Below are 24,042 nucleotides of genomic sequence, written 5' to 3'. Positions count from 1 at the left end.
AGTTACTGCGTGGCGACGCGCTGCATGGGCGCATTGTCCTTGCGCCATTGTTCCAGGCTGATCAGGTCGCCGCTGACGATGTCGTCGACAAGGATGCGCTTGCCATCGGGCGTCACGACGAAACTTTCCCAGCGGTGCGCCGCATCGGGCGTGCTTTCGAAAAAGCTCAGCTGGTAACTGGCGACGCCATCGACGAGACGCGTCTCGGGCGACGTTTCCATCACGGCGCCGTGCGCGCGGCCGCCCGAAGCCTTTTCGATATGCGCCGACCAGGCCTTGATTTCCGGCAAAGCCAGCAAGGCATCGACGGCGCGCGCGTTCTGCTCTGGCGCCGCCGTGTTGGCGCTGGCGCCAGGGGCATTGTCACCGTGCGGCGCGGACTGCTGGTGCATGTAGAAAGCGACTAGCCCGGCGGCCAGCAAGCCGGCCAGGATGCCGGCGATGATGGTGGTTCTGGAAGAAGAGGCGCGTGGCGGCATGATGGTGGGCGTGAGAAAGAAGGACGATGGCGGCCATGCTAAAGCAAAACGCACAGGCCGGCAATCGCCTGGCTTGCCAAATCAACAGGCCAACAGGCGAAAAAAAAAGCTACCTTCCGTAGAAGATAGCTTTTCGGGGGTTGCCGGGGGAGGGACAGGCAGCTTTTGGTCTGCTGTGTCTCCCCGGCGTATGCATCCCTGCGCGCCGTCGCCTGCGCGCGGGGATGCCGGACATTACATCATGCCGTCCATGCCGCCCATGCCGCCCATACCACCCATGCCGCCGCCCATGCCGCCGCCTGCTTTGTCGTCAGCGATTTCGCAGACCATGCAGTCGGTTGTCAGCATCAGCGAAGCGATCGAAGCGGCGTTTTGCAGCGCCGAACGGGTCACTTTGGCTGGGTCCAGAACACCCATTTCAACCATGTCGCCATACGTGCCGTTGGCAGCGTTGTAGCCGTAGTTGCCCGAACCAGCCAGTACGGCTGCCACGACGACCGAAGCTTCTTCGCCAGCGTTTTGCACGATCATGCGCAGTGGCTCTTCCATTGCGCGCAGAACGATTTTGATACCAGCGTCTTGATCAGGATTGTCGCCCTTGACCGTGATGTTGGCGCGTGCGCGCAGCAGGGCTACGCCGCCGCCTGGCACGATGCCTTCTTCCACGGCAGCGCGGGTCGCGTGCAGTGCATCTTCAACGCGGGCTTTTTTCTCTTTCATTTCGACTTCGGTGGCTGCGCCAACTTTGATCACGGCAACGCCGCCAGCCAGTTTGGCCACGCGCTCTTGCAGTTTTTCACGGTCGTAGTCCGAGGTCGCTTCTTCGATCTGTACACGCACTTGTTTTACGCGTGCTTCGATAGCGGCAGCTTCGCCGGCGCCATCGATGACGATGGTGTTTTCTTTGCCCACTTCGATGCGTTTCGCTTGGCCCAGTTCGGCCAGGGTCACTTTTTCCAGGGTCAGGCCGACTTCTTCAGCGATCACTTGGCCGCCGGTCAGAACAGCGATGTCTTCCAGCATGGCTTTGCGGCGGTCGCCGAAGCCAGGGGCTTTCACTGCGCACGTTTTCAGGATGCCGCGGATGTTGTTCACAACCAGGGTGGCCAGCGCTTCGCCTTCGATGTCTTCTGCGATGATCAGCAGTGGACGGCCAGCTTTGGCGACTTGTTCCAGTACCGGCAGCAGGTCACGGATGTTCGAGATTTTCTTGTCGCACAGCAGGACGAATGGGCTGTCCAGTACGGCAACTTGTTTCTCTGGGTTGTTGATGAAGTATGGCGACAGGTAGCCGCGGTCGAACTGCATGCCTTCAACGATGTCCAGCTCGTCGTTCAGCGACTTGCCGTCTTCCACGGTGATCACGCCTTCTTTGCCGACTTTTTCCATCGCTTCAGCGATACGCTCGCCGATCGAGTAGTCCGAGTTCGCCGAGATCGCGCCAACCTGGGCGATTTCTTTGGTCGTGGTGCAAGGACGGGCGATTTTCGCCAGTTCTTCGACGGTGGCAGCAACTGCCTTGTCGATACCGCGCTTCAGGTCCATCGGGTTCATGCCGGCGGCAACGAACTTCATGCCTTCGCGCACGATGGCTTGTGCCAGCACGGTTGCGGTGGTGGTGCCGTCGCCGGCGTTGTCGCTGGTGCGGGAAGCAACTTCCTTGACCATTTGCGCGCCCATGTTCATGAGCTTGTCTTTGAGTTCAACTTCTTTCGCTACCGACACACCATCCTTGGTGACGGTAGGGGCGCCGAACGAGCGCTCCAGAACCACGTTGCGGCCTTTCGGGCCCAAGGTGACTTTGACTGCGTTGGCGAGGATATTGACGCCTTCGACCATCTTGGCGCGCGCTGCGTCGCCGAATACTACTTCTTTAGCTGCCATGTTCAATTCTCCTGAGTTTCGGGATGTATCTGTCTACAACGTGGAAACAATTACTTGACGACGATCGCCATGATGTCTTCTTCGCGCATGACCAGCAGCTCATCGCCGTCAACTTTGACGGTTTGGCCGGCGTACTTGCCGAACAGGACGCGGTCGCCCACTTTGACATCCAGAGGACGGACTTTGCCGTCGTCGAGAATCTTGCCATTGCCTACGGCAAGGACTTCGCCTTGATCCGGTTTTTCAGCAGCTGCATCAGGAATGATGAGGCCGGACGCAGTTTTGGTTTCCTGGTCGAGGCGTTTGACGATGACGCGATCGTTCAATGGGCGCAGATTCATACAAAACTCCTTAAAGTTCAATGGATAGGTGTTGCTAAATGAATACATGCCTGGCACAGCGCCAGGCCTGCTTTCAGTGACCGCCGTTGAAAGCAGCCCGCAACGGTCAAGCAAACCCCATGTCATCCTGTCCTTGCCTGTATCCGGCAGTGGTGCATCGCGGCGTCGCCCGCCGCGTAGCGTTCCCTGCAGTGGCCTGGCAAGCACCATCAGTCCTGAGGATTACTACGAAAGAGTTTGTTAGCACTCTCTACTAACGAGTGCTAATTATAGGGACGGTAGGGGGCTTATTCAAGGGCTTATTCTCCGGGAAGATATACATAGACGTTCTGCGCAGCCTGCATTTACGCAGGGTTTGCGCTGGCGCAAGCCAACTTCCCGGGCGTCAGCAACAGGCGCGACTCTAGCATGCCGTCCGGAGAGGGGCCGTTCCTGTACGCACAGGAAACAGAGTTTCACTATGGAATTTGATAAGATGATTGTAATTGCATATCAATATCGCCACATATGACTACTTGCACGAGAAAGAACGCCATGCCATTTCCGCCTTCCCGCCCCGCGCTGCGCCTGCTGGGCGCTACCCTCATCGGCCTCGCCTGCCTGGGCAATGCCGCCGCGCAAACGCCCACCATCGCCGACGAGATCACCGTGGCGACCCTGACGCCACAGGAAAAAGACAGGCTGCTGGGCGATTTGTTCAAGGACTTGAACAAGGACGACGACGACCAGGAAGCGCACGTGTGGGACAACGGCGGCGACCGCGGCGTGATGGTCAAAGTCACGTATAACTTCAGCAATTCCGGCATGACGGAGCACAGTTTGAAGGCGCATGTGTGCCGCGACCTGAAATTCATCGTCACGGCGGGCGGCAAGTCGCAGGACCTGAGCCGCCGCACCTGTTCGCAGAACAGCGGGAAATGGGATGTGCAGGGCAAGGATCCGGCGCCCGTCGTGTATCCGCCTTTCCTGTCCGACGTCACCATCGCCAGGCTGAATGCACAAGAACAAGCATCGTTGCTGAAGGCCGCCGTGCGCACCTTGAAAGATGAAGAGGATGGCAAGAGCCGCCAGTGGAGCAACAAGGGCCTGGGCAACGCGGTGCCACTGGCAGTGCGCCTGACGCCTTCGGGCACGGACGCCAAACCTGGCAGCTACAGCCGTACTTGCCGCGACCTGACGATGGTGCTTGACGGCAAGAGCGGCAAGCAGGAGTTGACGCGCCGCTCTTGCGAAAACCGCTATGGCGGTCTCGATATCGAACCCGATTACGTCGACGAGTAAAACGCTGCCATCGCTGCGCCGGCGGATGCGCGCACTTGGCGAAAAGCGCCGGAAAAAGCGTGTATTGTCCGCCAACTGCCCTGCATTGATGTAAATATGTGTGACAGCGGCGTGATTCGATTGACGCCCATGGAGCGTCCGCCCTATAGTGGCGGCATGATTTCCGAATTCAACGAATTATCCGACAAAATAGGCCTGCTGGCCGAAATGACCCATGCGCTGCGCCGTGAAAACGCGCAACTGCGCAAGGACAATGCCGCGCTGGCCGCCGACAACGCCCTGTATGTGCAACGCATGCGCGAAGCGCAGGAGCGGGTGGAAGCGTTGCTGGAAAAAATTCCCGAACTGGTGCAAGCTGGCCTGGAGCAAGCCGCTTCGGAAGCGGGCGCCTATATTGCCGAGAACGAGAAGGAAGCGTAATGCCGCGTGTCGATGTCAATATCATGGGCCAGTCCTACAGCATGGTGTGCCGCGACGGCGAAGAGCGCGCGCTGCGCGAAGCGGCGATCTATCTCGATAGCAAAATGAAAGCCATCCGCGACGCGGGCAAGGTCAAGGGTAACGACCGCATCGCCGTGCTGGCCGCCCTGGGCGTGGCCGCCGAATTCCTCTCCGTGAAGTCGCCGCAAGGTCCGCTGTCGGAATTGACGATACTGGAAGTGAAGCAGAAAATCTCGGCCATGCATACTGTCCTGGATAGCGCATTGACGCCCCAGGAAAACCTTTTTTAAACACCGAACCAAACCTACTGCGCGTCGCGACTTGCGGCCTGCGATGCTCGCTGTGCTCAAGCACAGCTGCGCTTCTTAGCCACAATTCATCGCCGCTCGCTACGGTTTTGTTCAGTGTTATTAATTGGATTTTAAGCGGACACGGTACGATTTGTCTTTGCGATGCGCGATCAAAGGAGTAAACTTGGGTCTACCCTGCGGTGTTCGCGATTGCCATATATTCCTTGAACCATTTATGCGCATCGGTTGCGAATTTTGTTTGATGGGAGTGAGCGTCGCTCGTTCGACGAACCCGAAATTGAACTAACGTGACCACCTTGAACCGTTTGGTTCGGGATGCCGGCATAGCGGCACAGGCGGGGCCCAATTTGAAAGAAAACGAAAAACGGTTGCAGCATCGATGCGCAACCGTTTTTTTACGTCTGTCGCTTTGATACGGAGTCTGCATGAAACAATACTGGCTGATGAAGTCCGAACCCGATGAAGTGAGCATCGATGACCTGATGGCCGCGCCCAAACACACCATGCCGTGGTTCGGTGTGCGCAATTACCAGGCGCGCAACTTCATGCGCGATGGCATGCAGCCGGGCGATGGCGTGCTGTTCTATCACTCGAGCTGCCCGCAGCCGGGCGTGGCGGGCGTGGCAGAAGTGGCCAGCGGCGCCTATCCCGATCACAGCCAGTTTGAAGAGGGCGGCAAATACTTCGACCCGAAAGCCACGCCAGAACAGCCGCGCTGGATCAGCGTCGACGTGCGCGGCGTGAAGAAGACGGCGCTGCTGCCCCTGTCCGAGATGCGCCAGATGCCGGAGCTGGAAGACATGCTGCTGCTCAAGAAGGGCAGCCGGCTGTCGATCACGCCCGTGACGCCGGCGCAATGGAAAGTCATCACCGGCAAGCTGGGACGCTAAGCCTCGACCCGGTTGCGGCCATTCTGCTTGGCCCGGTACAGGGCCTGGTCGGCGGCGGCCAGCAATTGTTCCGGCGTCTGTCCTGCGTCATGCAAGGCCAGGCCGATGCTGGCCGTCACCAGGCCGCCGCGCGACGGCGCGTGGACGATGGCGGCCGCGGCGATCGCCTCCTGCATCTTGTGCGCCACCGCCAGCGCGCCGTCGCCATCGGTGGCGGGCAGGATGGCGGCAAACTCCTCGCCGCCGAAGCGGGCCGCCAGGTCGCTGGCGCGCGGCAGCGCCGAGTTCAGGGCGGCCGCGATCCGCACCAGGCAGGCGTCGCCATACGGGTGGCCGAAGGTATCGTTGAGGCTTTTGAAGAAATCGATATCGATGATCAGCAGCGCCAGCCCCTGATGGTTGCGCGCGGCGCGCTGCCACTCCAGCTGCAGGGTCTGGTCGAAGCAGCGCCGGTTGGCGATGCCCGTCAAACCATCCGTCAGCGACAGCTTTTCCAGTTTGTCATGCGCCGCGCGCAAGGCCAGTTCGCTTTGCATGTAGCGGCTTTGCAGGGTGGCCGAGCGCAGCGCGTGGACCAGCAGCGCGACGAACAGCGACGCCGCCGCCAGGTAAAAATGCGCGCGCATGACGGCAAAGCCCAGGCCCAGCAAGGCGGCCGTAAAGAAGATGGGACTGAAATTGTCGATCAGCAGGGTCAGCTTTTGCGGGGTCTGCTGCGCCTGTGCGCTCTCCGCGCCGGACCGCGCCGCCGTGACGCGCATGGACAGCAGCACCAGAATCAGGAAGGGCAGGCTCGGCAGCACCTCGCTCCAGGCTTCGGTCGCGCCATGCAAGGTCAGATAGTTATACGCGGCCGCGCAGCCCGCATAGCACCATAAGAACACCGCCAGCAGCAGGTAAAAGCGGCCTTGCCCGCCATCGCGGCGGTGCGCCAGCAGGCGCAGCGAGGCGCAACAGGCCAGGGCCAGGTTTTCCACGTTGTAGGTCAGCACCAGCAGGCTGGCGGGAATCGGCGCGATCGAGCGCTGGTCGAAGGGCGACACGGAAAAGATGGCCGTATAGGCCAGGTAGGCCGCCAGCAGCACCTGTACGGCGTCGAGCCATTGCAGGGTGCGTGAAGGATGCTCGTGCGTCACGGACGACATGGCCAGCAGCAGGGGCGCGCCGTACATGAAATAGGCGAAATCGGAAAAATACGTGGCGTCGGAAGCCACTTGTCCGCTCAGGTCCTGCCAGGCCGACAATATCATGCCGGTGCTCCAGAACAGCATGGCCACGGCGAACAGGGTCCAGCCTGTCCTGGCGCGCCTGCCGCGCTGACATAGGCGCAGCGGCAACAGGCGGCCAGCGCCAGCAGGGGCGCGACGATGTTGAACGCATAGCTGACCCAGGGCGCGCGCGTGCCGGCCCACGCCGTCAAGGCCAGCTGGGCCAGCACATAGCCGGCGCCCAGCGCAATCGAGTACGTCAGTTTTTGTCCGGCAGGCAGCATGGCATGGCATTCCCGGTGGCGGCACGTTGAAACGATGATGCCGATATGTCAACAGCAAGTCTATTCCACTAGGAAATTTTATTGTGTCGAGGGAAATATTGCGGAAGGAGATAGTGGCGCACCTGCCTGGCGCGCCACCGGGGAAGCAGCGGTGTTACGTGTTTGCCGGGCGGGCCTTGGTGGGCGGCGTGCCCATTACCTGGCTTTTATACGCCCACACCAGCAGCGCGATGGCGCCGACGATCATCGGCAGGGACAGCATCTGGCCCGACGTGATCGGCACGCCCAGCCACACGACTTCCCAGTCCGGCGTGCGGAAGTATTCCGTGAAGAAGCGCGCGCAGCCGTACAGCAGGGTGAACATGGCGCCCACGGCCATGCGCGGACGCTGCTTGCGCGCAAACAGCCACAGGATGATGAATACCAGGATGCCATCGACCAGCATCTGGTAGAGCGGCGACGGGTGCACGGGATACGGAATGCCCGGCCACTGCATGGCCCACGGCAGGGTGTCCGGCGCGATGCGGCCCGGCAGTTCGGCATTGATGAAGTTGCCCAGGCGGCCGGCCGCGTAGCCGAGCGGCACCAGCGGCGCGATGAAGTCGAGCACGTCGAACAGATTGCGGCCCGCCTTGCGGCTCCACAGGTACATGGCCAGGATGACGCCGAGGAAGCCGCCATGGAAGGACATGCCGCCATGCCAGACCATGAAGATTTCGAGCGGATTGTGCATGAAGTATTCGGGACGGTAGAACAGCACTTCGCCCAGGCGCCCGCCGATCACCACGCCCAGCATGCCGTAGAACAGCATGTCATCGAGGTCTTCCTTCTTCCAGCCCAGCACGGCGATATGCGGCTGCTTGATGCGCACTCTGCCCAGGATAATGAACAGGGCAAAGGCCAGCACATACATCAGGCCGTACCAGTGCACGGCGAGCGGGCCGATCTGGATGGCTATCGGGTCGGGCATCGGGTGTATCAGCATGGGGTTTCTTTCTTTGTTTAAAGCCAAGGTTGCGTAGTATGGGGGCGCTGGCGGTTTTTTGCCTTAGCGGCCACTTAATTTATTGCGCTGGGTGGCCTAACTGCTTGCGCAGCAGCGCCAGGAAACCTTGCAGCACGGCGGACGGATTGTCGCGGCGCCAGGCCAGGCCCGTTTCCACCAGCGGCGTGGCGTCCTGCAGCGGCCTGTATTCTACGCCCGGGCGCATCAGATTCGATACCGATTGTGGCACAAGCGCGATACCCATGCCAGCCGAGACGAGGCTGACGATGGTTTGCATCTGTATCGCTTCCTGGCCGATCTGCGGCGTGATGCCGGCCGCGCGGAACACGCCGAGGATGGCGTCGTGCAGGGCAGGCGAGATTGCACGCGGGAAAATGATCAGGGGCAGGGGCGGCACGTCGCGCAGGCGCACGGGTCCCGGCGCATTGAATATGTCGAGGCCGGACGGCGCGGCCAGCACCAGCCCTTCGGCCAGCACGGGCAGGTAGTCGAGCGCCCCTTTCGCCTTTTCGGGCAAGGGCGGGATCAACAGGCCCGCATCCGTGCGCCCGGCCAGCAATTCATCGAGCTGCAGATCCGAGGTGGCTTCCTGCAGCGCGATCTGCACTTGCGGGTAAGCCGTCTGATAAGCGCGCAGCAGCGGTGGCAGCACGCTGTAGTCGGCCGAGGAAACGAAGGCCAGGCTCAGACGCCCCGCCTCGCCCTGTGCGGCGCGCCGCACCAGCGCGGGTAAATCCTGCGCCTGGGCCAGCAGCCGGCGCGCCTCGGGCAGCAGGGCCGTGCCGGCCGGCGTCAGTTGCACCTCGCGCCGCGTGCGCACGAACAGCGGGGCGCCCAGCAGTTCTTCCAGCGCCATGATGGTTTGCGACAGGGGCGGCTGCGTCATGTGCAGGCGCGCGGCGGCGCGGCCGAAGTGCAATTCCTCGGCGACGGTGACAAAGTAGCGCAGCTGGCGCAGTTCAAGGTTCATATGCGTTTCCATGTGGAATAAGTCCTGTGATATGAAAATCGACTCACAGACACGTGCATCATATATTTGACAGTGGCGCGCGCGCAAGGCAATCTGACGTACCCCCACTGCATGCAGGGTTTTGTTGAAAATCCGGGCAGTCAGGCATTATTCATTTCTCGGAAGGTCCCCATCATGCCGCAATACCGCTCCCGCACCACCACCCACGGCCGCAACATGGCTGGCGCCCGCGCCCTGTGGCGCGCCACCGGCATGAAGGACGGCGACTTCGACAAGCCGATCATCGCCGTCGTCAACTCGTTCACCCAGTTCGTGCCCGGTCACGTGCATCTGAAGGACCTGGGACAGATGGTGGCGCGCGAAATCGAAGCGGCCGGCGGCGTGGCCAAGGAATTCAACACCATCGCCGTCGATGACGGCATCGCCATGGGCCACGGCGGCATGCTGTATTCGCTGCCCTCGCGCGACCTGATCGCCGACTCCGTCGAATACATGGTCAACGCCCACTGCGCCGACGCCATGGTGTGCATCTCGAACTGCGACAAGATCACGCCGGGCATGCTGATGGCCGCCATGCGCATCAACATCCCCGTCGTCTTCATCTCGGGCGGGCCGATGGAAGCGGGCAAGGTCGTCAAGGTGGTCAACGGCACGCAGAAGATCATCAAGCTCGATCTGGTCGACGCCATGATCAAGGCGGGCGACAGCAGCGTCTCCGACGCCGACGTGGCGGAAATCGAACGCTCGGCCTGTCCGACCTGCGGTTCCTGCTCCGGCATGTTTACGGCCAACTCGATGAACTGTCTGACCGAGGCGCTGGGCCTGGCCCTGCCCGGCAACGGCACCATCCTGGCCACGCACTCGGACCGCCAGCAGCTGTTCCTGCGCGCGGGCCGCCTGATCGTGGAACTGGCCAAGCGCCACTACGAGCAGGACGATTATTCCGTGCTGCCACGCTCGATCGCCACCAAGGCCGCGTTTGAAAACGCCATGGCGCTCGACGTCTCCATGGGCGGCTCGACGAATACCGTGCTGCACTTGCTGGCCGCCGCGCACGAGGCGGAAGTGGAATTCACGATGGCCGACATCGACCGCATCTCGCGCAAGGTGCCGTGCCTGTGCAAGGTCGCGCCGATGACGGACAAATACCATATCGAAGACGTGCACCGCGCCGGCGGCATCGTGGGCATCCTGGGCGAACTGGCGCGCGCCGGCCTGCTCAACACCACCCTGCCGACCATCCACGCGCCGACCCTGGCCGACGCCATCGCGCAAAACGACATCAAGTGTACGGACGATCCTGCCGTGCATGAACTGTTCCGCGCCGCGCCGGGCGGCGTGCCGACGCAGACGGCGTTCTCGCAGTCCGAGCGTTTCGCTGCCGTCGACACGGACCGCAGCACGGGCTGCATCCGCGACAAGGCCCACGCGTATTCGCAAGATGGCGGCCTGGCCGTCTTGTACGGCAACCTGGCCGAAAAGGGCTGCATCGTCAAGACGGCCGGCGTCGATGAAAGCATCTTGAAATTCTCGGGCAAGGCGCGCGTGTTCGAAAGCCAGGACGCGGCCGTCGCTGCCATCCTGGAGGACACCGTGCATGAAGGCGACGTCGTCATCATCCGCTACGAAGGTCCGAAAGGCGGTCCCGGCATGCAGGAAATGCTGTACCCGACGTCGTACATCAAGTCCAAAGGCCTGGGCAAGGCGTGCGCGCTGTTCACGGACGGGCGCTTCTCGGGCGGCTCCTCGGGCCTGGTGATCGGTCACGCCTCGCCGGAAGCGGCCGAAGGCGGCGCCATCGGCCTGGTGGAAGAGGGCGACTTCATCGACATCGACATCCCCGAGCGCACGATCAACCTGCGCGTGACGGATGCGGAACTGGCCGCGCGCCGCGCCGCCATGGAAGCGAAGGGCGACGCGGCCTGGCTGCCCGTCAACCGCGACCGCTATGTGTCGCAGGCGCTGCAGGCGTATGCGGCGCTGACGACGTCGGCCGACCGGGGCGCAGTGCGCGATCTGTCCCAACTGAAGAAGCGCTGACCACACCAGGCAAAACCTACTGCGCGTCGCGATTTGCGGCCTGCGATGCTCACTGTGCATCCGCACAGCTGCGCTTCTCAGCCACAACTCGCTGCCGCTCGCTACGGTTTTACCTGGTGTTGGATAGTGTTGCGCAAGTAAGACAGCCGGTCCCGTTTGACTATGCGGGGCCGGCTGTCGTTACATCGCCTTACAAACAACGTGGTCATGGGCGTGCAGTTGGGGCAGAATGTGAGTGCCTGATACAAGGACATTGCGTTGCTACATTGAAACGCTTGATCTGGGCTCGTGGTGCATCTGCGGAAACACAGTAAAATGCCGCAGGAAGTAACTTTGGAGAAAAGACAATGAAACGTTTTATGTTGGTGAGTGTATTGACCGTATCGGCTCTGGCATCGCAAGCAGCGTTGGCCAATCCGGATCTGGCGAAAGCAAAGAACTGCATGGCTTGCCACGCGGTGAGCACGAAACTGGTGGGCCCTGCGTTCAAGGACGTGGCTGCCAAGTACGCTGGCCAGAAAGACGCTGAAAACAAGCTCGTGGCGAAAGTCATGAAGGGCGGTTCCGGCACCTGGGGCGCGATCCCGATGCCAGCGAACCCGCAAGTGAGCGATGCGGAAGCCCACACCCTGGTCAAATGGGTACTGGCACAGAAATAATCTGTGCCGCAGTACCTGCAATTAGCGCGCCGGCAATCCCGGCGCGTTTTTTTTGCCTGCTTCCTTCAGATTCCCCATGCCCTGCAATGTCGCCCGCACCGCTTCGTCGAGCGGCGTATGCGGCTCCTGGCCCAGCACGGCCAGCAGCCGCGCATTCTCCATGGATAGAGGCGTTTGCCACAGATAGCGCATCTCGCGCATTTCGCGCAGGGTTGCCACGAACGGCGACGCCAGCGCCACCAGCCACCATGGAAAACGCCGGATGGCGGGCGCAGCTCCCGTTGCCTGTTCCACCACGCGGGCAATCGCCCCCGTCATTTGCCGGCCGTCGTGGTCCCAGTGGCCGGCCATGTGAAAGCGGGCAAAGGCGGGCAAGGTGGCGCGCACGGCCAGCAATTGGACCATTGTGCGCGCCACGTCGGGCAGGTAGGACCACTGGTGACCCACGCCGGGCGCGCCCGGATACAGCACACTGCGCACGGGCTGGCCCGGTTTCACCAGGCCCTGTGAAAACCAGTTGTTGCCGGCACGGGGGCCAAAGAAGTCGCCCGCGCGCACGATGATGACCCTGGCGCCCTGCGTGCTGGCCCGTTCCAGCCGCGCTTCCAGTTCCACGCGGATGGCGCCCTTGCGCGTGAGCGGGCGTTGCGGCGCGTCTTCCGCCAGCACCGGGAAGGCATCGGGACCGAAGTTGTACACGGTGCCGGGCAGCACGATGGTGGCGTTTTCGGCCATCGCCGCGGCAATCGTATTGTCGAGCATGGGCAGCACCAGCTGGCCCCAGTGGCGGTAGCCGGGCGGGTTGACGGCGTGCACGATGACGGCGCAGCCTTTCGCGGCCGCCAGCACGTCCGTGCGCGACAGGGCATCGCCGCGCAGCCATTCAATGCCGTCGCCGCGTGGCGATGGCAGCTCTCCCCGCGTCAGGGCGCGCACCCGCCAGCCCGCCGCCAATAGCTGGCGCACCATCTCGCCGCCGATGCCGCCCGTGGCGCCCAGTACCAATGCTGTTTTGTCCATCATGACCTCCGTGTGGTTGATGGTGCCAGTATCTGCCGCGCAGGGCTAATTGGGAATTGACGAGCATCGACCACAGGCTATACATTTATGTATGACAAAGTTGATGCCATGAACCCATCCATCGCCTGGGAATACTACCGCTCGCTGCTGGCCGTGCTGAAGCACGGCTCGCTGTCCGGCGCGGCACGCGCGCTGGCCATCACGCAACCCACCGTCGGCCGGCATATCGCCGCGCTCGAGCAGGCGCTGGGCGCGACCCTGTTTACGCGCTCCCAGCTGGGTTTGCTACCGACGGAAGTGGCGCTGGCGTTGCGGCCCTATGCGGAAACCATGGAGCACACGGCAGCCTTGATGGAGCGCGCCGCCAGCAGCCAGGGGCAGGGCGTGGCCGGTGTCGTGCGCATCGCGGCCAGCGAAGTGGTGGGCGTGGAAGTGCTGCCGCCCATCCTGGCCCGCTTGCGCGCACGTCATCCGGACCTGGTCATTGAATTAGTATTGAGCAACAAGGTGCAGGATTTGCTGCGCCGGGAAGCGGACATCGCCGTACGCATGCTGCGGCCGCGTCAGGAACAGCTGGTGGCGCGCAAGGTGGGCGAGATCGAGCTGGGTCTGCATGCCCATGTGGATTACCTGGCGCAACACGGCACGCCACTGGCAATGGGCGACCTGGCGCGGCATGCCGTCATCGGCTACGACGAGGCGAGCCCCTTCGTGCGCAACGCGGGCGCGGCTTTCAAGGGATTTACGCGGGAAAATTTTGCCTGGCGCAGCGACAGCGACCTGGGGCAACTGGCCCTGATACGGGCGGGCGCGGGCATCGGCGTGTGCCAGGCGGGGCTGGCGGCGCGCGATCAATCCCTGCGGCGCGTGTTGCCGCAAGCGTTTTCGCTACCGATGGAAACCTGGATCACCATGCATGAAGACTTGCGCGGCAGCCTGCGCTGCCGCGCCACCTTCGACGCGCTGGCCGAAGGTTTGCAGGCTTACGTGGCGACGCAGCCGCTTACTTGACCACTTCCATCTTGGTCTTCTTGCCTTCCCGGTAGGTGAACAAGGTCAGCGCGCCGTCCTTGATGTCGCCGTTGGCGTCGAACGAGATCGGCCCCGTCACGCCCTGGTAGTGCACCTTGGCCAGGAACGGCAGGTAGACGGATGGTTTCGACGATTTGGCGTCGGCCATGGCGGTGGCCATGGTCATCACGGCATCGTAGACGTATGGCGCGTACAGCTGCACTTCCATATTGTACTTTTGCTTGTAGCGGGCGCGGAAATCGTCCATGCCTTTTTGCTGTGCGCCAGTCACGCCGCCCGCTTCCGCGCAGGTGACCATGTCTTCACCCACGGCGTCGCCCGCCAGCTTGCCCAGCGGTTCCGTGCACAGGCCATCGCCGCCCATGAACTTGGCCTTGATGCCCAGCGCCTTCATCTGGCGCAGCATGGGGCCGCCCACGGAATCCATGCCGCCAAAGAAGATCAGGTCGGGATTTTTCGACTTGATGCTGGTCAAAATGGCATTGAAGTCGGTCGCGTTGGCATTGGTAAATTCCTTGCCGACGATTTGCACGCCAGGCGCGGCCTTCTTGGCGCCCTTGACGAACTGTTCCGCCACGCCCTGGCCGTAAGCCGTGCGGTCATCGATGACGGCGATTTTCTTCGCTTGCAGCTTGCCCACGGCATATGCGCCCAAAGTTCCCCCCAGCTTGTTGTCATTGGCCACGACGCGGAAGGCCGTGTTGAATTTCTGCTGGGTATACGTCGGATTGGTGGCGGCCGGCGAAATCTGCGGAATGCCAGCATTGAAGTAAATGCGCGAGGCGGGAATTGTCGTGCCCGAATTCAGGTGGCCGACCACGCCATTGACCTTGGCGTCGACCAGCTTTTGCGCCACGGCCGTGCCCTGTTTGGGATCTGCTGCGTCATCTTCGGGTACCAGCACGAATTTCACGGCTTTGCCGTCGATCTTGAAGCCTTTGGCGTTCAAATCCTCGATGGCCATCTTGGCCGCGTTCTCGTTATCCTTGCCCAGGTGGGAGCTGGCGCCAGAGACCGGGGCGACATGGCCTATCTTGATGATTTCCTGCGCGCCCGCATGGCCGGCAAAAGCGAGGGCGAGGGCGAGAGGAAGGACTTTGGTCTTGAGCAGCATAAACATTCTCCAATGGATAAAGATACGGCGGCGTCTCGTGAAAACCGCTTCGAGGGGCGGTACGTGTGAAGAAAGGTACAACAAAAAACAGGCGGCGCAAAGCCGCATTTCGGGCTTTTTACATTTTGTCGCAACAATCACCAAAGTGAGGCGCGATGCACCGATTTCGCAGGCGCGAGCGCACCAAAGAATGGCGTTGGGAGGGGGAAGGGTGTAGGGCGAAAATACATTTATGGTCATTTACCCCAAAGGCGTAAATGCCGGGGTCAGACCCGTCGGGTCTGACCCCAGATTTTTGCCGGTGGGTGAAATGGTGCCACCGACAGACGTGCAGTTACTGTGCGGGAGGATGCAGATGGCCCAACTCATGGCTCACCGCATGCGCCACGATCTGTTCCAGCGACTGCTGCAAGTCTTCGCGCAAGGCTCCCCGCATGCCGATCAGGGCGTTTTGCAGAGCCGTCTGCAGCACGTGGGCGATGCGCTCTTCCAGCAGATGGTCGATCTTGCCTTGCACCTGGTGCAGGATGCGCTGCGTCAGCCGCTGTTCGATGGCGTCCCAGTCGGGCTGCGCCACCGTGGGCGGCAACGCCGGCGCTGTCTCGATAACAGGCTCTGCTGGGATGGAAGGAGATACCTCCGGCCCCAGCAGGACCTCCGTCAGCAGGGGGATGCCCTGGTCGAATGGCTGCTGACTCATGTCTTCCCTGCCACGAAGTGGGTCGGCTGCACGTTCTGCTGGCGGTAATGCAGGAAGCGCTGGCGACCCGCCTGCGCATCTTGCTCCTCCATGGAAACGATCTCGAAGACGCGCTGGAACTGCGCGTAATTGGCGGGCGGCAACTGCGACAGGTTGACGAGGATGTCGTGGTGCGGCAGCTCGGCCGCTTCGTCATCGGTCAGGATGATCGGCGTTTGCGCCGCCAGCGGATCGCCGGCCAGCACGTGCGGCAGGAAATCCGTGGCGGAAATGGTCCACATGGCGCTGTTCAAGGCGTCGAGCTGGGCGCTGTCGGCCACCAGCACGACGACCTTGTTGCCGGCCATATAGGCCTTGCGCGCCAGACGGCAGGCGTAGGCCAGCTTGTCCGGCACGTTGCTGTGAAAATCGACGCGGCTCATGGCGATCAAGCGGCCATGCCGCTGTGGCGCAGCAGGGCGTCGATCGACGGTTCGCGGCCGCGGAAGGCCGTGAACGATTCCAGCGCGGGGCGCGAGCCGCCGACGGACAGGATTTCTTGCAGGTAACGCTTGCCTGCTGCCGTGGTGGCGGCCGGCCCCAGCGCCTTGGCTTCCTCGAAAGCTGCATACGCATCGGCGGACAGCACCTCGGCCCACTTGTAGCTGTAGTAGCCGGCCGCGTAGCCGCCGGCGAAGATGTGCCCAAAGGCATTCTGGAAGCGGTTGAACGGGGGCGGGATGAGCAGCGAAAACTGGGCGCGCACGCGGTCGATCAGCTGCTGCACGCTTTGGCCCGTGCTGGCGTCGTAGTCATAGTGCAAATGCATGTCGAGCAGGGAGAACTCCACCTGGCGCAGGGTTTGCAGGCCGGACTGGAAATTCTTGGCGGCCAGCATCTTGTCGTACAGCGCGCGCGGCAGCGGCTCGCCCGTGACGGCATGCGCCGTCATGTGTTCGAGCACTTCCCATTCCCAGCAGAAGTTTTCCATGAATTGCGATGGCAGTTCCACGGCATCCCATTCGACGCCGGAAATGCCCGACACGCCCAGCTCGTCGACGACGGTGAGCATATGGTGCAGGCCGTGACCGAACTCGTGGAACAGGGTGATGACTTCATCGTGCGTAAACAGGGCAGGCTGGGCTTGGCCAGCTACCATGGCCGGTTCCGTGAAGTTGCAGGTCAGGTAGGCGATCGGCGTTTGCACATGTTGCGCGTCGGCGCGGCGGCCGCGCGCGTCGTCCATCCAGGCGCCGCCGCTCTTGCCGGCGCGCGCATACAGATCCAGGTAGAACTGGCCCACCAGCTTGCCGTCGCGTTCGATGCGGTAAAAACGCACGTCCTTGTGCCAGACGGGCGCCGTATCGGACTTGATCTCGACGTTGAACAGGTTCTGGATCTGGCGGAACAGGCCGTCGATCACCTTGTGTTCAGGGAAATATTGTTTGACTTCCTGGGCTGAGAACGCATAGCGGCGTTCCTGCAGCTTTTCGGAAGCATAGGGCACGTCCCACGCCTGCAGCTCGGCGATGCCCAGTTCTTCGCGGGCGAATTGTTTCAGTTCTGCCAGATCTTTCTCGGCGAACGGACGCGCGCGTTTGGCCAGGTCTTCCAGGAAAGTGATGACTTGCGCGGGCGAGGTGGCCATTTTGGAGACGAGCGACACTTCGGCGAAATTGCCGTAGCCCAGCAGTTGTGCCTCTTCGTTGCGCAGCCGCAACAAGGTGACGATGTTGTGCGTGTTGTCCCAGTCTTCTTTCTTGCTGAAGACCTCGCCCTGGTCCGACGCCTTGGTGGCGTTGGCGCGGTAGATGGTTTCGCGCAGCGCGCGATTGTCGGCAAATTGCAGGATCGGGTAGTAGGATGGGAAGTGCAGCGAGAATTCGTACCCTTGCTTGCCTGCCTTTTCGGCGGCGGCGCGCGCGGCGGCCTTCACGTCGTCAGGCAGGCCGGCCAGGTCAGCTTCGCTATCGACCAGCAATTTATAGTCATTGGTGGCGTCAAGCACGTTTTCGGAAAAACGCGTCGAGACGGCCGCGTGTTCTTCCTGGATGGCGCCAAAGCGCTCTTTCTTGTCCTCGGGCAACTCGGCGCCACCGAGGCGGAAGTCGCGCACGGCATTGTCGACGATGCGACGGCGCGCCGGCGACAGGCTGGCGAAATCGGCGCGGGCCTGCAATTGCTTGTATTTGCCGAAGAGGATTTCGTTCTGGCCCAGCTCGGTCCAGAATTCCGTCACCTTGGGCTGGTTCGCATTGTAGGCGGCGCGCAGCTCGGGCGTATCGACCACGCTATTCAAGTGGTTGACGATGCTCCAGGCGCGGCCCAGGGTTTCTGCGATCTGGTCCTGGGGCGCGACGAAGTTGTCCCAGCTCACTTCTTCCATGGGCGCTTCCAGCTGCGCCACCGTGGCGCGCGCCTGGGCCAAGAGGGTATCGATGGCAGGCGTGACATGCTCGTGCGTGATCGCGTCGAAACGTGGCAGGCCGGAAAAATCAAGCAGGGGATTGGTATTCATCGTCGCTTCCATATATAAAAGGGCGGTCATGCCGCCCCGGTGATTCTTAAATGCGTTCCGCGGCTTCTACCGTGTTCATCAATAACATGGTAATCGTCATCGGACCCACGCCACCCGGTACGGGGGTGATGTGGGACGCGACTTCTTTCACGCCAGCAAAATCCACGTCGCCGCACAGCTTGCCTTCATCGTCGCGGTTCATGCCCACGTCGATGACGATGGCGCCCGGCTTGACCATGTCGGCCGTCAGCGTGTTGCGGCGGCCGACGGCGGCCACGACCACGTCTGCCTGGCGCGTGTACAGGCCCAGGTCCGGGGTCGCGCTATGGCAGATGGTGACGGTAGCGTTCGCTTGCAAGAGCAGCAGGGCCATCGGCTTGCCGACGGTATTGCTGCGGCCGATGACGACAGCGTGCTTGCCGCGCAAGTCCACGCCCGTGCTTTCGATCAGTTTCATGCAGCCGTACGGCGTGCACGGGCGGAAGCCGGGCAAGCCCGTCATCAGTTCGCCGGCGCTCAGGACGGAATAGCCATCCACGTCTTTCGTCGTGGCGATCGCTTCGATGACCTTGTGCGGGTTGATGTGCTTGGGCAAGGGCATTTGCACGAGGATGCCGTGGATGGCGGGATCCGCGTTCAGGCTGGCGATGCGTGCCAGCAAGTCTGCCTCGGACAGGTCCGCTTCATATTTTTCCAGCACCGAGTGGAAACCCACGTCGCCGCACGCCTTGACCTTGTTGCGGACGTATACCTGGCTGGCCGGGTCTTCGCCGACGAGTATCACGGCCAGGCCGGGCTGGGTGCCCTTGGCCGTGAGGGCTGCGGCGCGCGTGGCGATCTCGCTGCGCAGTTTTTGGGAGAGGGCGATTCCGTCGATCAGTTGTGCTGGCATGGTAGGAGGCTGTGTTGGAGGGAAAACACAGATTATAAAGCCGGGCGGTGCAAAGGGGCGGTTTTGGCTATGCAAAGGCGTGACAACTGCGGGCCGGAGACGCGGGCCTGAGAAAATGCCGATAGCGGCGTTGCAACTCCTTGCCGTACTGGCGTACTGTCTGCGTCGCTGCGCCTTGCCCTCGACATTTTTCAGGCCCGCTTGGCCCGAAGCGCCTGGGCGGGCGACTGGGGCGTCAATGCGTTTTGCTGGTGTGCTGGTGGCGTAGGGAGCGCAAGGGCCTGTGGGTTTTTGGCGCCGTTTTTGGCACTTTGATCACGCTAATTTCCGGACAGAATTTGCGGCAGTGCAGCATAAATTTCATAGGGTAGTTTCATAATATGAAATGCTATATCGTAATTTGAAAAATAGTAAATACGCTGTTAGAATCCCCACACTAAACCGACTTAATAGTAAATAATCAGCGAAATACCGTCCGACAGCGATCCGGAAAATCGGGGTGGGGCGTTCACAAAGGAGACTCAACAGATGTCAGCTCAACTGAACCAGGTAACGACACAGATCGGCACCGACCCGGATATGCAGGAAACCAAGGAGTGGCTGGACGCGCTCGAAGCCGTTCTGGAAAATGAAGGCCCGGAACGCGCGCATTACCTGATGGAGCGCATGGTTGACCTGGCCCGCCGCCGCGGCGCCCAGATCCCGTTCTCCAGCACCACCGCCTACGTCAATACCATCCCCACCAAGCAAGAAGCACACTGTCCCGGCAACCTGGAATACGAAGAGCGCCTGCGTTCGTGGATGCGCTGGAATGCCATGGCCATGGTTGTCAAGGCCAACCGCGCCGACGGCGATCTGGGCGGCCACTTGTCCTCGTTCGCTTCGCTGGCGAACATGCTGGGCATCGGTTTCAACCATTTCTGGCACGCGCCAACGGCCGACCACGGCGGCGACCTGCTGTACATCCAGGGCCACTCCTCGCCCGGCGTCTACGCGCGCGCCTTCCTCGAAGGCCGTTTGAGCGAAGAGCAAATGCTGAACTTCCGCAAGGAAGTCGACGGCAAGGGCCTGTCCTCGTACCCGCATCCAAAGCTGATGCCTGACTTCTGGCAGTTCCCGACCGTGTCGATGGGCCTGGGCCCGCACATGGCGATCTACCAGGCGCGCTTCCTGAAGTACCTGCACGCACGCGGCATCGCGAAAACCGACAACCGCAAGATCTGGGCCTTCTGCGGCGATGGCGAGATGGACGAGCCGGAATCCCTGGGCGCGATCGGCCTGGCCGCACGCGACATGCTCGACAACCTGGTCATCGTGGTCAACTGCAACCTGCAGCGCCTGGACGGCCCTGTGCGCGGCAACACCAAGATCATCCAGGAACTCGAAGGCGAATTCCGCGGCGCCGGCTGGAACGTCGTCAAGGTCATCTGGGGTCCGGGCTGGGACGCCCTGCTGGCGCAAGACAAGGAAGGCATCCTGCAGCGCGTCATGATGGAAACCGTCGACGGCGAATACCAGAACTACAAGGCCAAGGATGGCGCCTACGTGCGCAAGCACTTCTTCGGCAAGCATCCGAAGCTGCTGGAAATGGTTGCCAACATGACGGACGACGACATCTGGCGCCTGACCCGTGGCGGCCATGATCCGCACAAGATTTACGCGGCATTCAAGATCGCCCAGGAACACAAGGGCCAGCCGACCGTCCTGCTGGTGAAAACCATCAAGGGCTACGGCATGGGCAAGTCCGGCGAAGCGCGCAACACGGCGCACCAGACGAAAAAACTCGACGACGAAGCCATCCGCGAAATGCGCGACCGCTTCTCGCTGCCTATCCCTGACGACAAGCTGGCCGACATCCCGTTCTTCAAGCCAGCCGACGACGCGCCGGAAATGGTCTACCTGCACGAGCGCCGCAAGGCCCTCGGTGGCTACCTGCCGCAGCGCCGCCAGAAGTCGGAAGAAACCCTGCCCGTGCCTGGCCTGGACGCCTTTAAAAACGTGCTGGAAGCGACGCCTGAAGGCCGTGAAATCTCGACCACGCAAGCGTTCGTGCGTGTGATCTCGACCCTGCTGAAAGACCCGAACCTGGGCCAGCGCGTCGTGCCTATCCTGGTCGATGAATCGCGTACCTTCGGCATGGAAGGCCTGTTCCGCCAGATCGGTATCTACAACCCGAAAGGCCAGTTGTACGAGCCGGTCGACAAAGACCAGGTCATGTACTACCGCGAAGACAAGGCCGGCCAGATCCTGCAAGAGGGCATCAACGAAGCGGGCGGCATGAGCTCGTGGATCGCCGCGGCGACGTCGTACTCGACCAACGACCGCATCATGATCCCGTTCTACACCTTCTACTCGATGTTCGGCTTCCAGCGCATCGGCGACCAGGTATGGGCTTCGGCCGACATGCGCGCCCGCGGCTTCCTGATGGGCGGCACGGCTGGCCGTACGACCCTGAACGGCGAAGGCTTGCAGCACGAAGATGGCCACAGCCATATCTTCGCCGCGACCATCCCGACCTGCATGCCGTACGATCCGACCTTCAGCCATGAAGTCGCCGTCATCATCCAGGACGGCCTGCGCCGCATGATCGCCAATCAGGAAGATGTGTTCTACTACATCACGATCATGAACGAGAACTACGCCCAGCCAGGCATCAAGCCAGGCCAGGAAGAAGGCATCCTGAAAGGCATGTACAAGCTGCAGGAAGGCTCTGCGGACGCCAAGCTGCGCGTACAGTTGATCGGCTGCGGCACCATCCTGCGCGAATCGATCTTCGCCGCCGAGCTGTTGCAAAACGACTGGGGCGTGGCAGCGGACGTGTGGTCGGCGCCATCGCTGACCCTGGTGGCCCGCGATGGCCAGGATGCGGAACGCTGGAACATGGTCAACCCGTCGAAAGAGCAGCGCGTGCCTTACGTGACGTCGCTGATGCAGGACACGGACGGCCCGATCGTCGCCACGACCGACTACATGCGCGCGTTTGCAGAACAGATCCGCGCCTTCATGCCGAAGGGCCGCACTTATAAAGTGCTCGGTACCGATGGCTTTGGCCGCTCGGACAGCCGCGCCAAGCTGCGCGAGTTCTTCGAAGTGAACCGTTATTATGTCACCGTGGCCGCGCTCAAATCGCTGGCTGACGAAGGCAAGATCGACGTGTCGGTGGTGGAGCAGGCGATCGCCAAGTACGGCATCGACGCGAACAAACCGAATCCGGTGACCCAGTAATCGTTGTGCGGACCCGATGATGCCAGGGCGGTGCGAAAGTGCCGCCCTGGCGTGTGTGCGGGTCCATCTGACAAATAAAATAACGGAGCAAGCTATGAGCATTGTGGAAGTCAAAGTCCCGGATATCGGCGATTTCAAGGAAGTCGAGATCATTGAACTGATGGTCAAGCCAGGCGATACGGTCAAGGTTGACCAGTCCCTGATCACGGTCGAATCGGACAAGGCCAGCATGGAAATTCCATCGAGCCACGCCGGTGTCGTCAAGGAATTGAAAGTCAACGTGGGCGACAAGATCGCCGAAGGTACGCTGGTCCTGCTGCTGGAAGTGGCGGACGACGCGTCGGTCCGGGTATCGGCGCCTGCGCCTGCCGCTGCGGCCCCTGCACCGGCTGCTGAAGCCGCACCTGCCGCCGCGCCAGCACCTGCCGCCCCATCCGGCGCGCCAGCGCTGGTCGAAGTGACCGTACCTGATATCGGCGACTTCAAGGAAGTCGAAGTCATCGAACTGATGGTCAAGGTCGGCGACAGCATCAAGGTCGACCAGTCGCTGCTGACGGTTGAATCTGACAAGGCCAGCATGGAAATTCCATCGAGCCACGCCGGTATCGTCAAGGAATTGAAAGTCAAGGTCGGCGACAAGGTTGCCAAGGGTTCGCTGGTGCTGGTCGTCGAAACGACGGGCGGCGCTGCCGCTCCTGTTGCTGCACCTGCCGCCGCGCCAGCGCAAGCTGCCGCCGCACCAGCCGCCGCCATCGCTTCGGCGCCCGTGCCTGCCGCAGCATCTGCTGCAGCCCCGGCTCCTGCTGCCGCACCTGCCGCCAACGGCAAACTGGCGCACGCGTCGCCATCGATCCGCAAGTTCGCGCGCGAACTGGGTGTGGACCTGAGCCGCGTGGGCGGTTCCGGTCCGAAAGGCCGCATCACCCAGGAAGACGTGCAGAACTTCGTCAAGGGCGTGATGTCGGGCGCAGTCGCCGCGCCGAACGCGCCAGCCGCCGCCAAAGGCGGTTCGGGCGTGGGCCTGGATCTGCTGCCATGGCCGTCGCTGGACTTCAGCAAATTCGGCACGACCGAATTGCTGCCGCTGTCGCGCATCAAGAAAATCTCGGGTCCTAATTTGCACCGCAACTGGGTCATGATCCCGCACGTCACGCAGTTCGACGAAGCGGACGTGACGGACCTGGAAGCGTTCCGCGTCGACACCAACGCGGCCAATGCGAAGAACAAGGATGCGGCCAAGCTGACCATGCTCGCCTTCGTCATCAAGGCGTCCGTCGCCGCGCTGAAGAAATTCCCCGCGTTTAACGCGTCGCTCGATGCCAAGGGCGAGAACCTGATCCTCAAGCAGTACTACAACATCGGCTTCGCGGCCGACACGCCGAATGGCCTGGTGGTCCCGGTGATCAAGGGCGCGGACCAGAAGTCGGTGTCGCAGATCGCCCGCGAAATGACGGAATTGTCGCTGCAGGCGCGCGAAGGCAAGCTGAAACCGGCCGATATGCAGGGCGCGAGCTTCACGATTTCGTCCCTGGGCGGCATCGGCGGCACGCACTTCACGCCTATCGTCAATGCACCGGAAGTCGCGATCCTGGGCCTGTCGAAAGCCTCGATCAAGCCGGTATGGGATGGCAAGGCCTTCCAGCCACGCCTGATGATGGGCACCTCGCTGTCCTACGACCACCGCGTGGTCGATGGCGCGATGGGCGCGCGATTCTCCGTGTACCTCGGCGAAGTCCTGGCCGACATGCGCAAAATTCTGCTGTAAGGA

22 protein-coding genes and 1 other RNA gene are annotated in these 24,042 nt (G+C 61.9%); 10 read left to right on the top strand and 13 right to left on the bottom strand.

Features of this window, described 5'->3' with window-relative positions:
* Window positions 1-2 precede the first annotated feature (2 nt).
* The 3 genes from FG13_RS13580 to groES all read right to left on the bottom strand — a co-directional run bounded on the left by FG13_RS13580 (window position 3) and on the right by groES (window position 2,704).
* Window positions 3-533 carry a hypothetical protein gene (locus FG13_RS13580; RefSeq protein ID WP_051959018.1) on the bottom strand — a complete coding sequence of 177 codons (531 nt, stop codon included), beginning with the start codon at window positions 531-533 and terminating at the stop codon, window positions 3-5.
* Between the two features lie 180 nt (window positions 534-713).
* Window positions 714-2,363 (bottom strand): chaperonin GroEL, encoded by a 1,650-nt coding sequence (gene groL / locus FG13_RS13575; RefSeq protein WP_035821617.1) that lies wholly within the window; start codon window positions 2,361-2,363, stop codon window positions 714-716.
* A 50-nt stretch (window positions 2,364-2,413) separates the two neighbouring features.
* Window positions 2,414-2,704, bottom strand: coding sequence for a co-chaperone GroES (groES, locus tag FG13_RS13570; protein ID WP_010400979.1), 291 nt, complete (start codon window positions 2,702-2,704; stop codon window positions 2,414-2,416).
* A 534-nt stretch (window positions 2,705-3,238) separates the two neighbouring features.
* Here groES and FG13_RS29035 point away from each other — a divergent pair.
* The 5 genes from FG13_RS29035 (at window position 3,239) to FG13_RS13550 (ending at window position 5,627) form a co-directional block, all read left to right on the top strand.
* A complete protein-coding gene (locus FG13_RS29035) occupies window positions 3,239-3,985 on the top strand; it encodes a hypothetical protein (RefSeq protein WP_051959016.1) in 747 nt (248 codons plus the stop codon).
* Window positions 3,986-4,141: 156 nt separating this feature from the next.
* A complete protein-coding gene (locus FG13_RS13560) occupies window positions 4,142-4,405 on the top strand; it encodes a hypothetical protein (protein ID WP_035821615.1) in 264 nt (87 codons plus the stop codon).
* Window positions 4,405-4,716 carry a cell division protein ZapA gene (locus FG13_RS13555; protein ID WP_034747344.1) on the top strand — a complete coding sequence of 104 codons (312 nt, stop codon included), beginning with the start codon at window positions 4,405-4,407 and terminating at the stop codon, window positions 4,714-4,716. The genes FG13_RS13560 and FG13_RS13555 overlap by 1 nt, the downstream gene beginning before the upstream one ends.
* Before the next feature lie 189 nt (window positions 4,717-4,905).
* A non-coding RNA gene (ssrS, locus tag FG13_RS29480) (6S RNA) lies at window positions 4,906-5,083 on the top strand.
* Window positions 5,084-5,162: 79 nt separating this feature from the next.
* Window positions 5,163-5,627, top strand: coding sequence for an EVE domain-containing protein (locus FG13_RS13550; protein WP_035821613.1), 465 nt, complete (start codon window positions 5,163-5,165; stop codon window positions 5,625-5,627).
* Here the strand turns inward: FG13_RS13550 and FG13_RS29030 are convergent.
* The 4 genes from FG13_RS29030 to FG13_RS13530 all read right to left on the bottom strand — a co-directional run bounded on the left by FG13_RS29030 (window position 5,624) and on the right by FG13_RS13530 (window position 9,095).
* Window positions 5,624-6,877, bottom strand: a complete 1,254-nt coding sequence (locus FG13_RS29030) for a GGDEF domain-containing protein (protein ID WP_152598763.1) — start codon at window positions 6,875-6,877, stop codon at window positions 5,624-5,626. The genes FG13_RS13550 and FG13_RS29030 overlap by 4 nt on opposite strands.
* The gene (locus FG13_RS30075; RefSeq protein ID WP_035821611.1) at window positions 6,874-7,119 is read right to left on the bottom strand and encodes a hypothetical protein; all 246 of its coding nucleotides are present in this window, start codon (window positions 7,117-7,119) and stop codon (window positions 6,874-6,876) included. Before FG13_RS30075 ends, FG13_RS29030 begins: the two co-directional genes overlap by 4 nt.
* Before the next feature lie 154 nt (window positions 7,120-7,273).
* Window positions 7,274-8,104 carry a prolipoprotein diacylglyceryl transferase gene (gene lgt, locus FG13_RS13535; RefSeq protein ID WP_035821609.1) on the bottom strand — a complete coding sequence of 277 codons (831 nt, stop codon included), beginning with the start codon at window positions 8,102-8,104 and terminating at the stop codon, window positions 7,274-7,276.
* A gap of 79 nt (window positions 8,105-8,183) precedes the next feature.
* The gene (locus FG13_RS13530; RefSeq protein ID WP_035821607.1) at window positions 8,184-9,095 is read right to left on the bottom strand and encodes a LysR family transcriptional regulator; all 912 of its coding nucleotides are present in this window, start codon (window positions 9,093-9,095) and stop codon (window positions 8,184-8,186) included.
* Window positions 9,096-9,269: 174 nt separating this feature from the next.
* On the opposite strand from FG13_RS13530, the gene ilvD reads away from it, so the two are divergent.
* Both ilvD and FG13_RS13520 read left to right on the top strand, forming a co-directional pair.
* Window positions 9,270-11,135 (top strand): dihydroxy-acid dehydratase, encoded by a 1,866-nt coding sequence (gene ilvD / locus FG13_RS13525; protein WP_035821605.1) that lies wholly within the window; start codon window positions 9,270-9,272, stop codon window positions 11,133-11,135.
* A gap of 347 nt (window positions 11,136-11,482) precedes the next feature.
* On the top strand, window positions 11,483-11,794 hold the full coding sequence (locus tag FG13_RS13520; protein WP_034747381.1) for a c-type cytochrome: 312 nt from the start codon (window positions 11,483-11,485) through the stop codon (window positions 11,792-11,794).
* 21 nt (window positions 11,795-11,815) lie between these two features.
* Here FG13_RS13520 and FG13_RS13515 read toward each other — a convergent pair whose 3' ends face one another.
* Window positions 11,816-12,817, bottom strand: coding sequence for an NAD-dependent epimerase/dehydratase family protein (locus FG13_RS13515; protein WP_051959013.1), 1,002 nt, complete (start codon window positions 12,815-12,817; stop codon window positions 11,816-11,818).
* A 105-nt stretch (window positions 12,818-12,922) separates the two neighbouring features.
* On the opposite strand from FG13_RS13515, the gene FG13_RS13510 reads away from it, so the two are divergent.
* On the top strand, window positions 12,923-13,825 hold the full coding sequence (locus FG13_RS13510) for a LysR family transcriptional regulator (RefSeq protein ID WP_035828068.1): 903 nt from the start codon (window positions 12,923-12,925) through the stop codon (window positions 13,823-13,825).
* Here FG13_RS13510 and FG13_RS13505 read toward each other — a convergent pair.
* The 5 genes from FG13_RS13505 to folD all read right to left on the bottom strand — a co-directional run bounded on the left by FG13_RS13505 (window position 13,818) and on the right by folD (window position 19,049).
* Entirely contained in the window at window positions 13,818-14,960 is a 1,143-nt protein-coding gene (locus FG13_RS13505; protein WP_034747385.1) for a branched-chain amino acid ABC transporter substrate-binding protein, read from the bottom strand. The two genes, FG13_RS13510 and FG13_RS13505, sit on opposite strands and share 8 nt — an antisense overlap.
* 334 nt (window positions 14,961-15,294) lie before the next feature.
* Complete coding sequence (locus FG13_RS13500; RefSeq protein WP_035821604.1) at window positions 15,295-15,660, bottom strand: hypothetical protein; 366 nt, start codon at window positions 15,658-15,660, stop codon at window positions 15,295-15,297.
* Window positions 15,657-16,082: a DNA polymerase III subunit chi gene (locus tag FG13_RS13495; protein ID WP_035828066.1), complete on the bottom strand. Its 426-nt coding sequence runs from the start codon at window positions 16,080-16,082 to the stop codon at window positions 15,657-15,659. Before FG13_RS13495 ends, FG13_RS13500 begins: the two co-directional genes overlap by 4 nt.
* Before the next feature lie 5 nt (window positions 16,083-16,087).
* The gene (locus FG13_RS13490; protein ID WP_035821602.1) at window positions 16,088-18,157 is read right to left on the bottom strand and encodes a M3 family metallopeptidase; all 2,070 of its coding nucleotides are present in this window, start codon (window positions 18,155-18,157) and stop codon (window positions 16,088-16,090) included.
* A gap of 46 nt (window positions 18,158-18,203) precedes the next feature.
* Complete coding sequence (gene folD / locus FG13_RS13485; RefSeq protein ID WP_035821601.1) at window positions 18,204-19,049, bottom strand: bifunctional methylenetetrahydrofolate dehydrogenase/methenyltetrahydrofolate cyclohydrolase FolD; 846 nt, start codon at window positions 19,047-19,049, stop codon at window positions 18,204-18,206.
* 528 nt (window positions 19,050-19,577) lie between these two features.
* Between folD and aceE the strand changes: the two genes are divergently transcribed.
* On the top strand, window positions 19,578-22,274 hold the full coding sequence (gene aceE / locus FG13_RS13480) for a pyruvate dehydrogenase (acetyl-transferring), homodimeric type (protein WP_035821599.1): 2,697 nt from the start codon (window positions 19,578-19,580) through the stop codon (window positions 22,272-22,274).
* A gap of 94 nt (window positions 22,275-22,368) precedes the next feature.
* On the top strand, window positions 22,369-24,039 hold the full coding sequence (gene aceF, locus FG13_RS13475; RefSeq protein ID WP_035821597.1) for a dihydrolipoyllysine-residue acetyltransferase: 1,671 nt from the start codon (window positions 22,369-22,371) through the stop codon (window positions 24,037-24,039).
* Window positions 24,040-24,042 lie beyond the last annotated feature (3 nt).

This window comes from Janthinobacterium sp. RA13 (genome assembly GCF_000745325.1).
Lineage (GTDB): Bacteria > Pseudomonadota > Gammaproteobacteria > Burkholderiales > Burkholderiaceae_D > Janthinobacterium > Janthinobacterium rivuli.
The sequence above is the reverse complement of the archived record's forward strand: the minus strand, read 5'-3'. Positions and strand labels throughout refer to the sequence as shown.

What these genes read in the sequence shown, in the direction of transcription:
- FG13_RS13520 (WP_034747381.1), top strand. Translation starts at nt 11,483, where the DNA reads ATGAAACGTTTTATGTTGGTGAGTGTATTGACCGTATCGGCTCTGGCA.
- aceF (WP_035821597.1), top strand. Translation starts at nt 22,369, where the DNA reads ATGAGCATTGTGGAAGTCAAAGTCCCGGATATCGGCGATTTCAAGGAA.
- FG13_RS13550 (WP_035821613.1), top strand. Translation starts at nt 5,163, where the DNA reads ATGAAACAATACTGGCTGATGAAGTCCGAACCCGATGAAGTGAGCATC.
- FG13_RS13505 (WP_034747385.1), bottom strand. Translation starts at nt 14,960, where the DNA reads ATGCTGCTCAAGACCAAAGTCCTTCCTCTCGCCCTCGCCCTCGCTTTT.
- FG13_RS13555 (WP_034747344.1), top strand. Translation starts at nt 4,405, where the DNA reads ATGCCGCGTGTCGATGTCAATATCATGGGCCAGTCCTACAGCATGGTG.
- FG13_RS30075 (WP_035821611.1), bottom strand. Translation starts at nt 7,119, where the DNA reads ATGCTGCCTGCCGGACAAAAACTGACGTACTCGATTGCGCTGGGCGCC.
- FG13_RS13495 (WP_035828066.1), bottom strand. Translation starts at nt 16,082, where the DNA reads ATGAGCCGCGTCGATTTTCACAGCAACGTGCCGGACAAGCTGGCCTAC.
- FG13_RS13500 (WP_035821604.1), bottom strand. Translation starts at nt 15,660, where the DNA reads ATGAGTCAGCAGCCATTCGACCAGGGCATCCCCCTGCTGACGGAGGTC.
- folD (WP_035821601.1), bottom strand. Translation starts at nt 19,049, where the DNA reads ATGCCAGCACAACTGATCGACGGAATCGCCCTCTCCCAAAAACTGCGC.
- FG13_RS29035 (WP_051959016.1), top strand. Translation starts at nt 3,239, where the DNA reads ATGCCATTTCCGCCTTCCCGCCCCGCGCTGCGCCTGCTGGGCGCTACC.
- groES (WP_010400979.1), bottom strand. Translation starts at nt 2,704, where the DNA reads ATGAATCTGCGCCCATTGAACGATCGCGTCATCGTCAAACGCCTCGAC.
- FG13_RS13560 (WP_035821615.1), top strand. Translation starts at nt 4,142, where the DNA reads ATGATTTCCGAATTCAACGAATTATCCGACAAAATAGGCCTGCTGGCC.
- FG13_RS13510 (WP_035828068.1), top strand. Translation starts at nt 12,923, where the DNA reads ATGAACCCATCCATCGCCTGGGAATACTACCGCTCGCTGCTGGCCGTG.
- FG13_RS13515 (WP_051959013.1), bottom strand. Translation starts at nt 12,817, where the DNA reads ATGATGGACAAAACAGCATTGGTACTGGGCGCCACGGGCGGCATCGGC.
- FG13_RS13490 (WP_035821602.1), bottom strand. Translation starts at nt 18,157, where the DNA reads ATGAATACCAATCCCCTGCTTGATTTTTCCGGCCTGCCACGTTTCGAC.
- lgt (WP_035821609.1), bottom strand. Translation starts at nt 8,104, where the DNA reads ATGCTGATACACCCGATGCCCGACCCGATAGCCATCCAGATCGGCCCG.
- aceE (WP_035821599.1), top strand. Translation starts at nt 19,578, where the DNA reads ATGTCAGCTCAACTGAACCAGGTAACGACACAGATCGGCACCGACCCG.
- groL (WP_035821617.1), bottom strand. Translation starts at nt 2,363, where the DNA reads ATGGCAGCTAAAGAAGTAGTATTCGGCGACGCAGCGCGCGCCAAGATG.
- ilvD (WP_035821605.1), top strand. Translation starts at nt 9,270, where the DNA reads ATGCCGCAATACCGCTCCCGCACCACCACCCACGGCCGCAACATGGCT.
- FG13_RS29030 (WP_152598763.1), bottom strand. Translation starts at nt 6,877, where the DNA reads ATGATATTGTCGGCCTGGCAGGACCTGAGCGGACAAGTGGCTTCCGAC.
- FG13_RS13530 (WP_035821607.1), bottom strand. Translation starts at nt 9,095, where the DNA reads ATGAACCTTGAACTGCGCCAGCTGCGCTACTTTGTCACCGTCGCCGAG.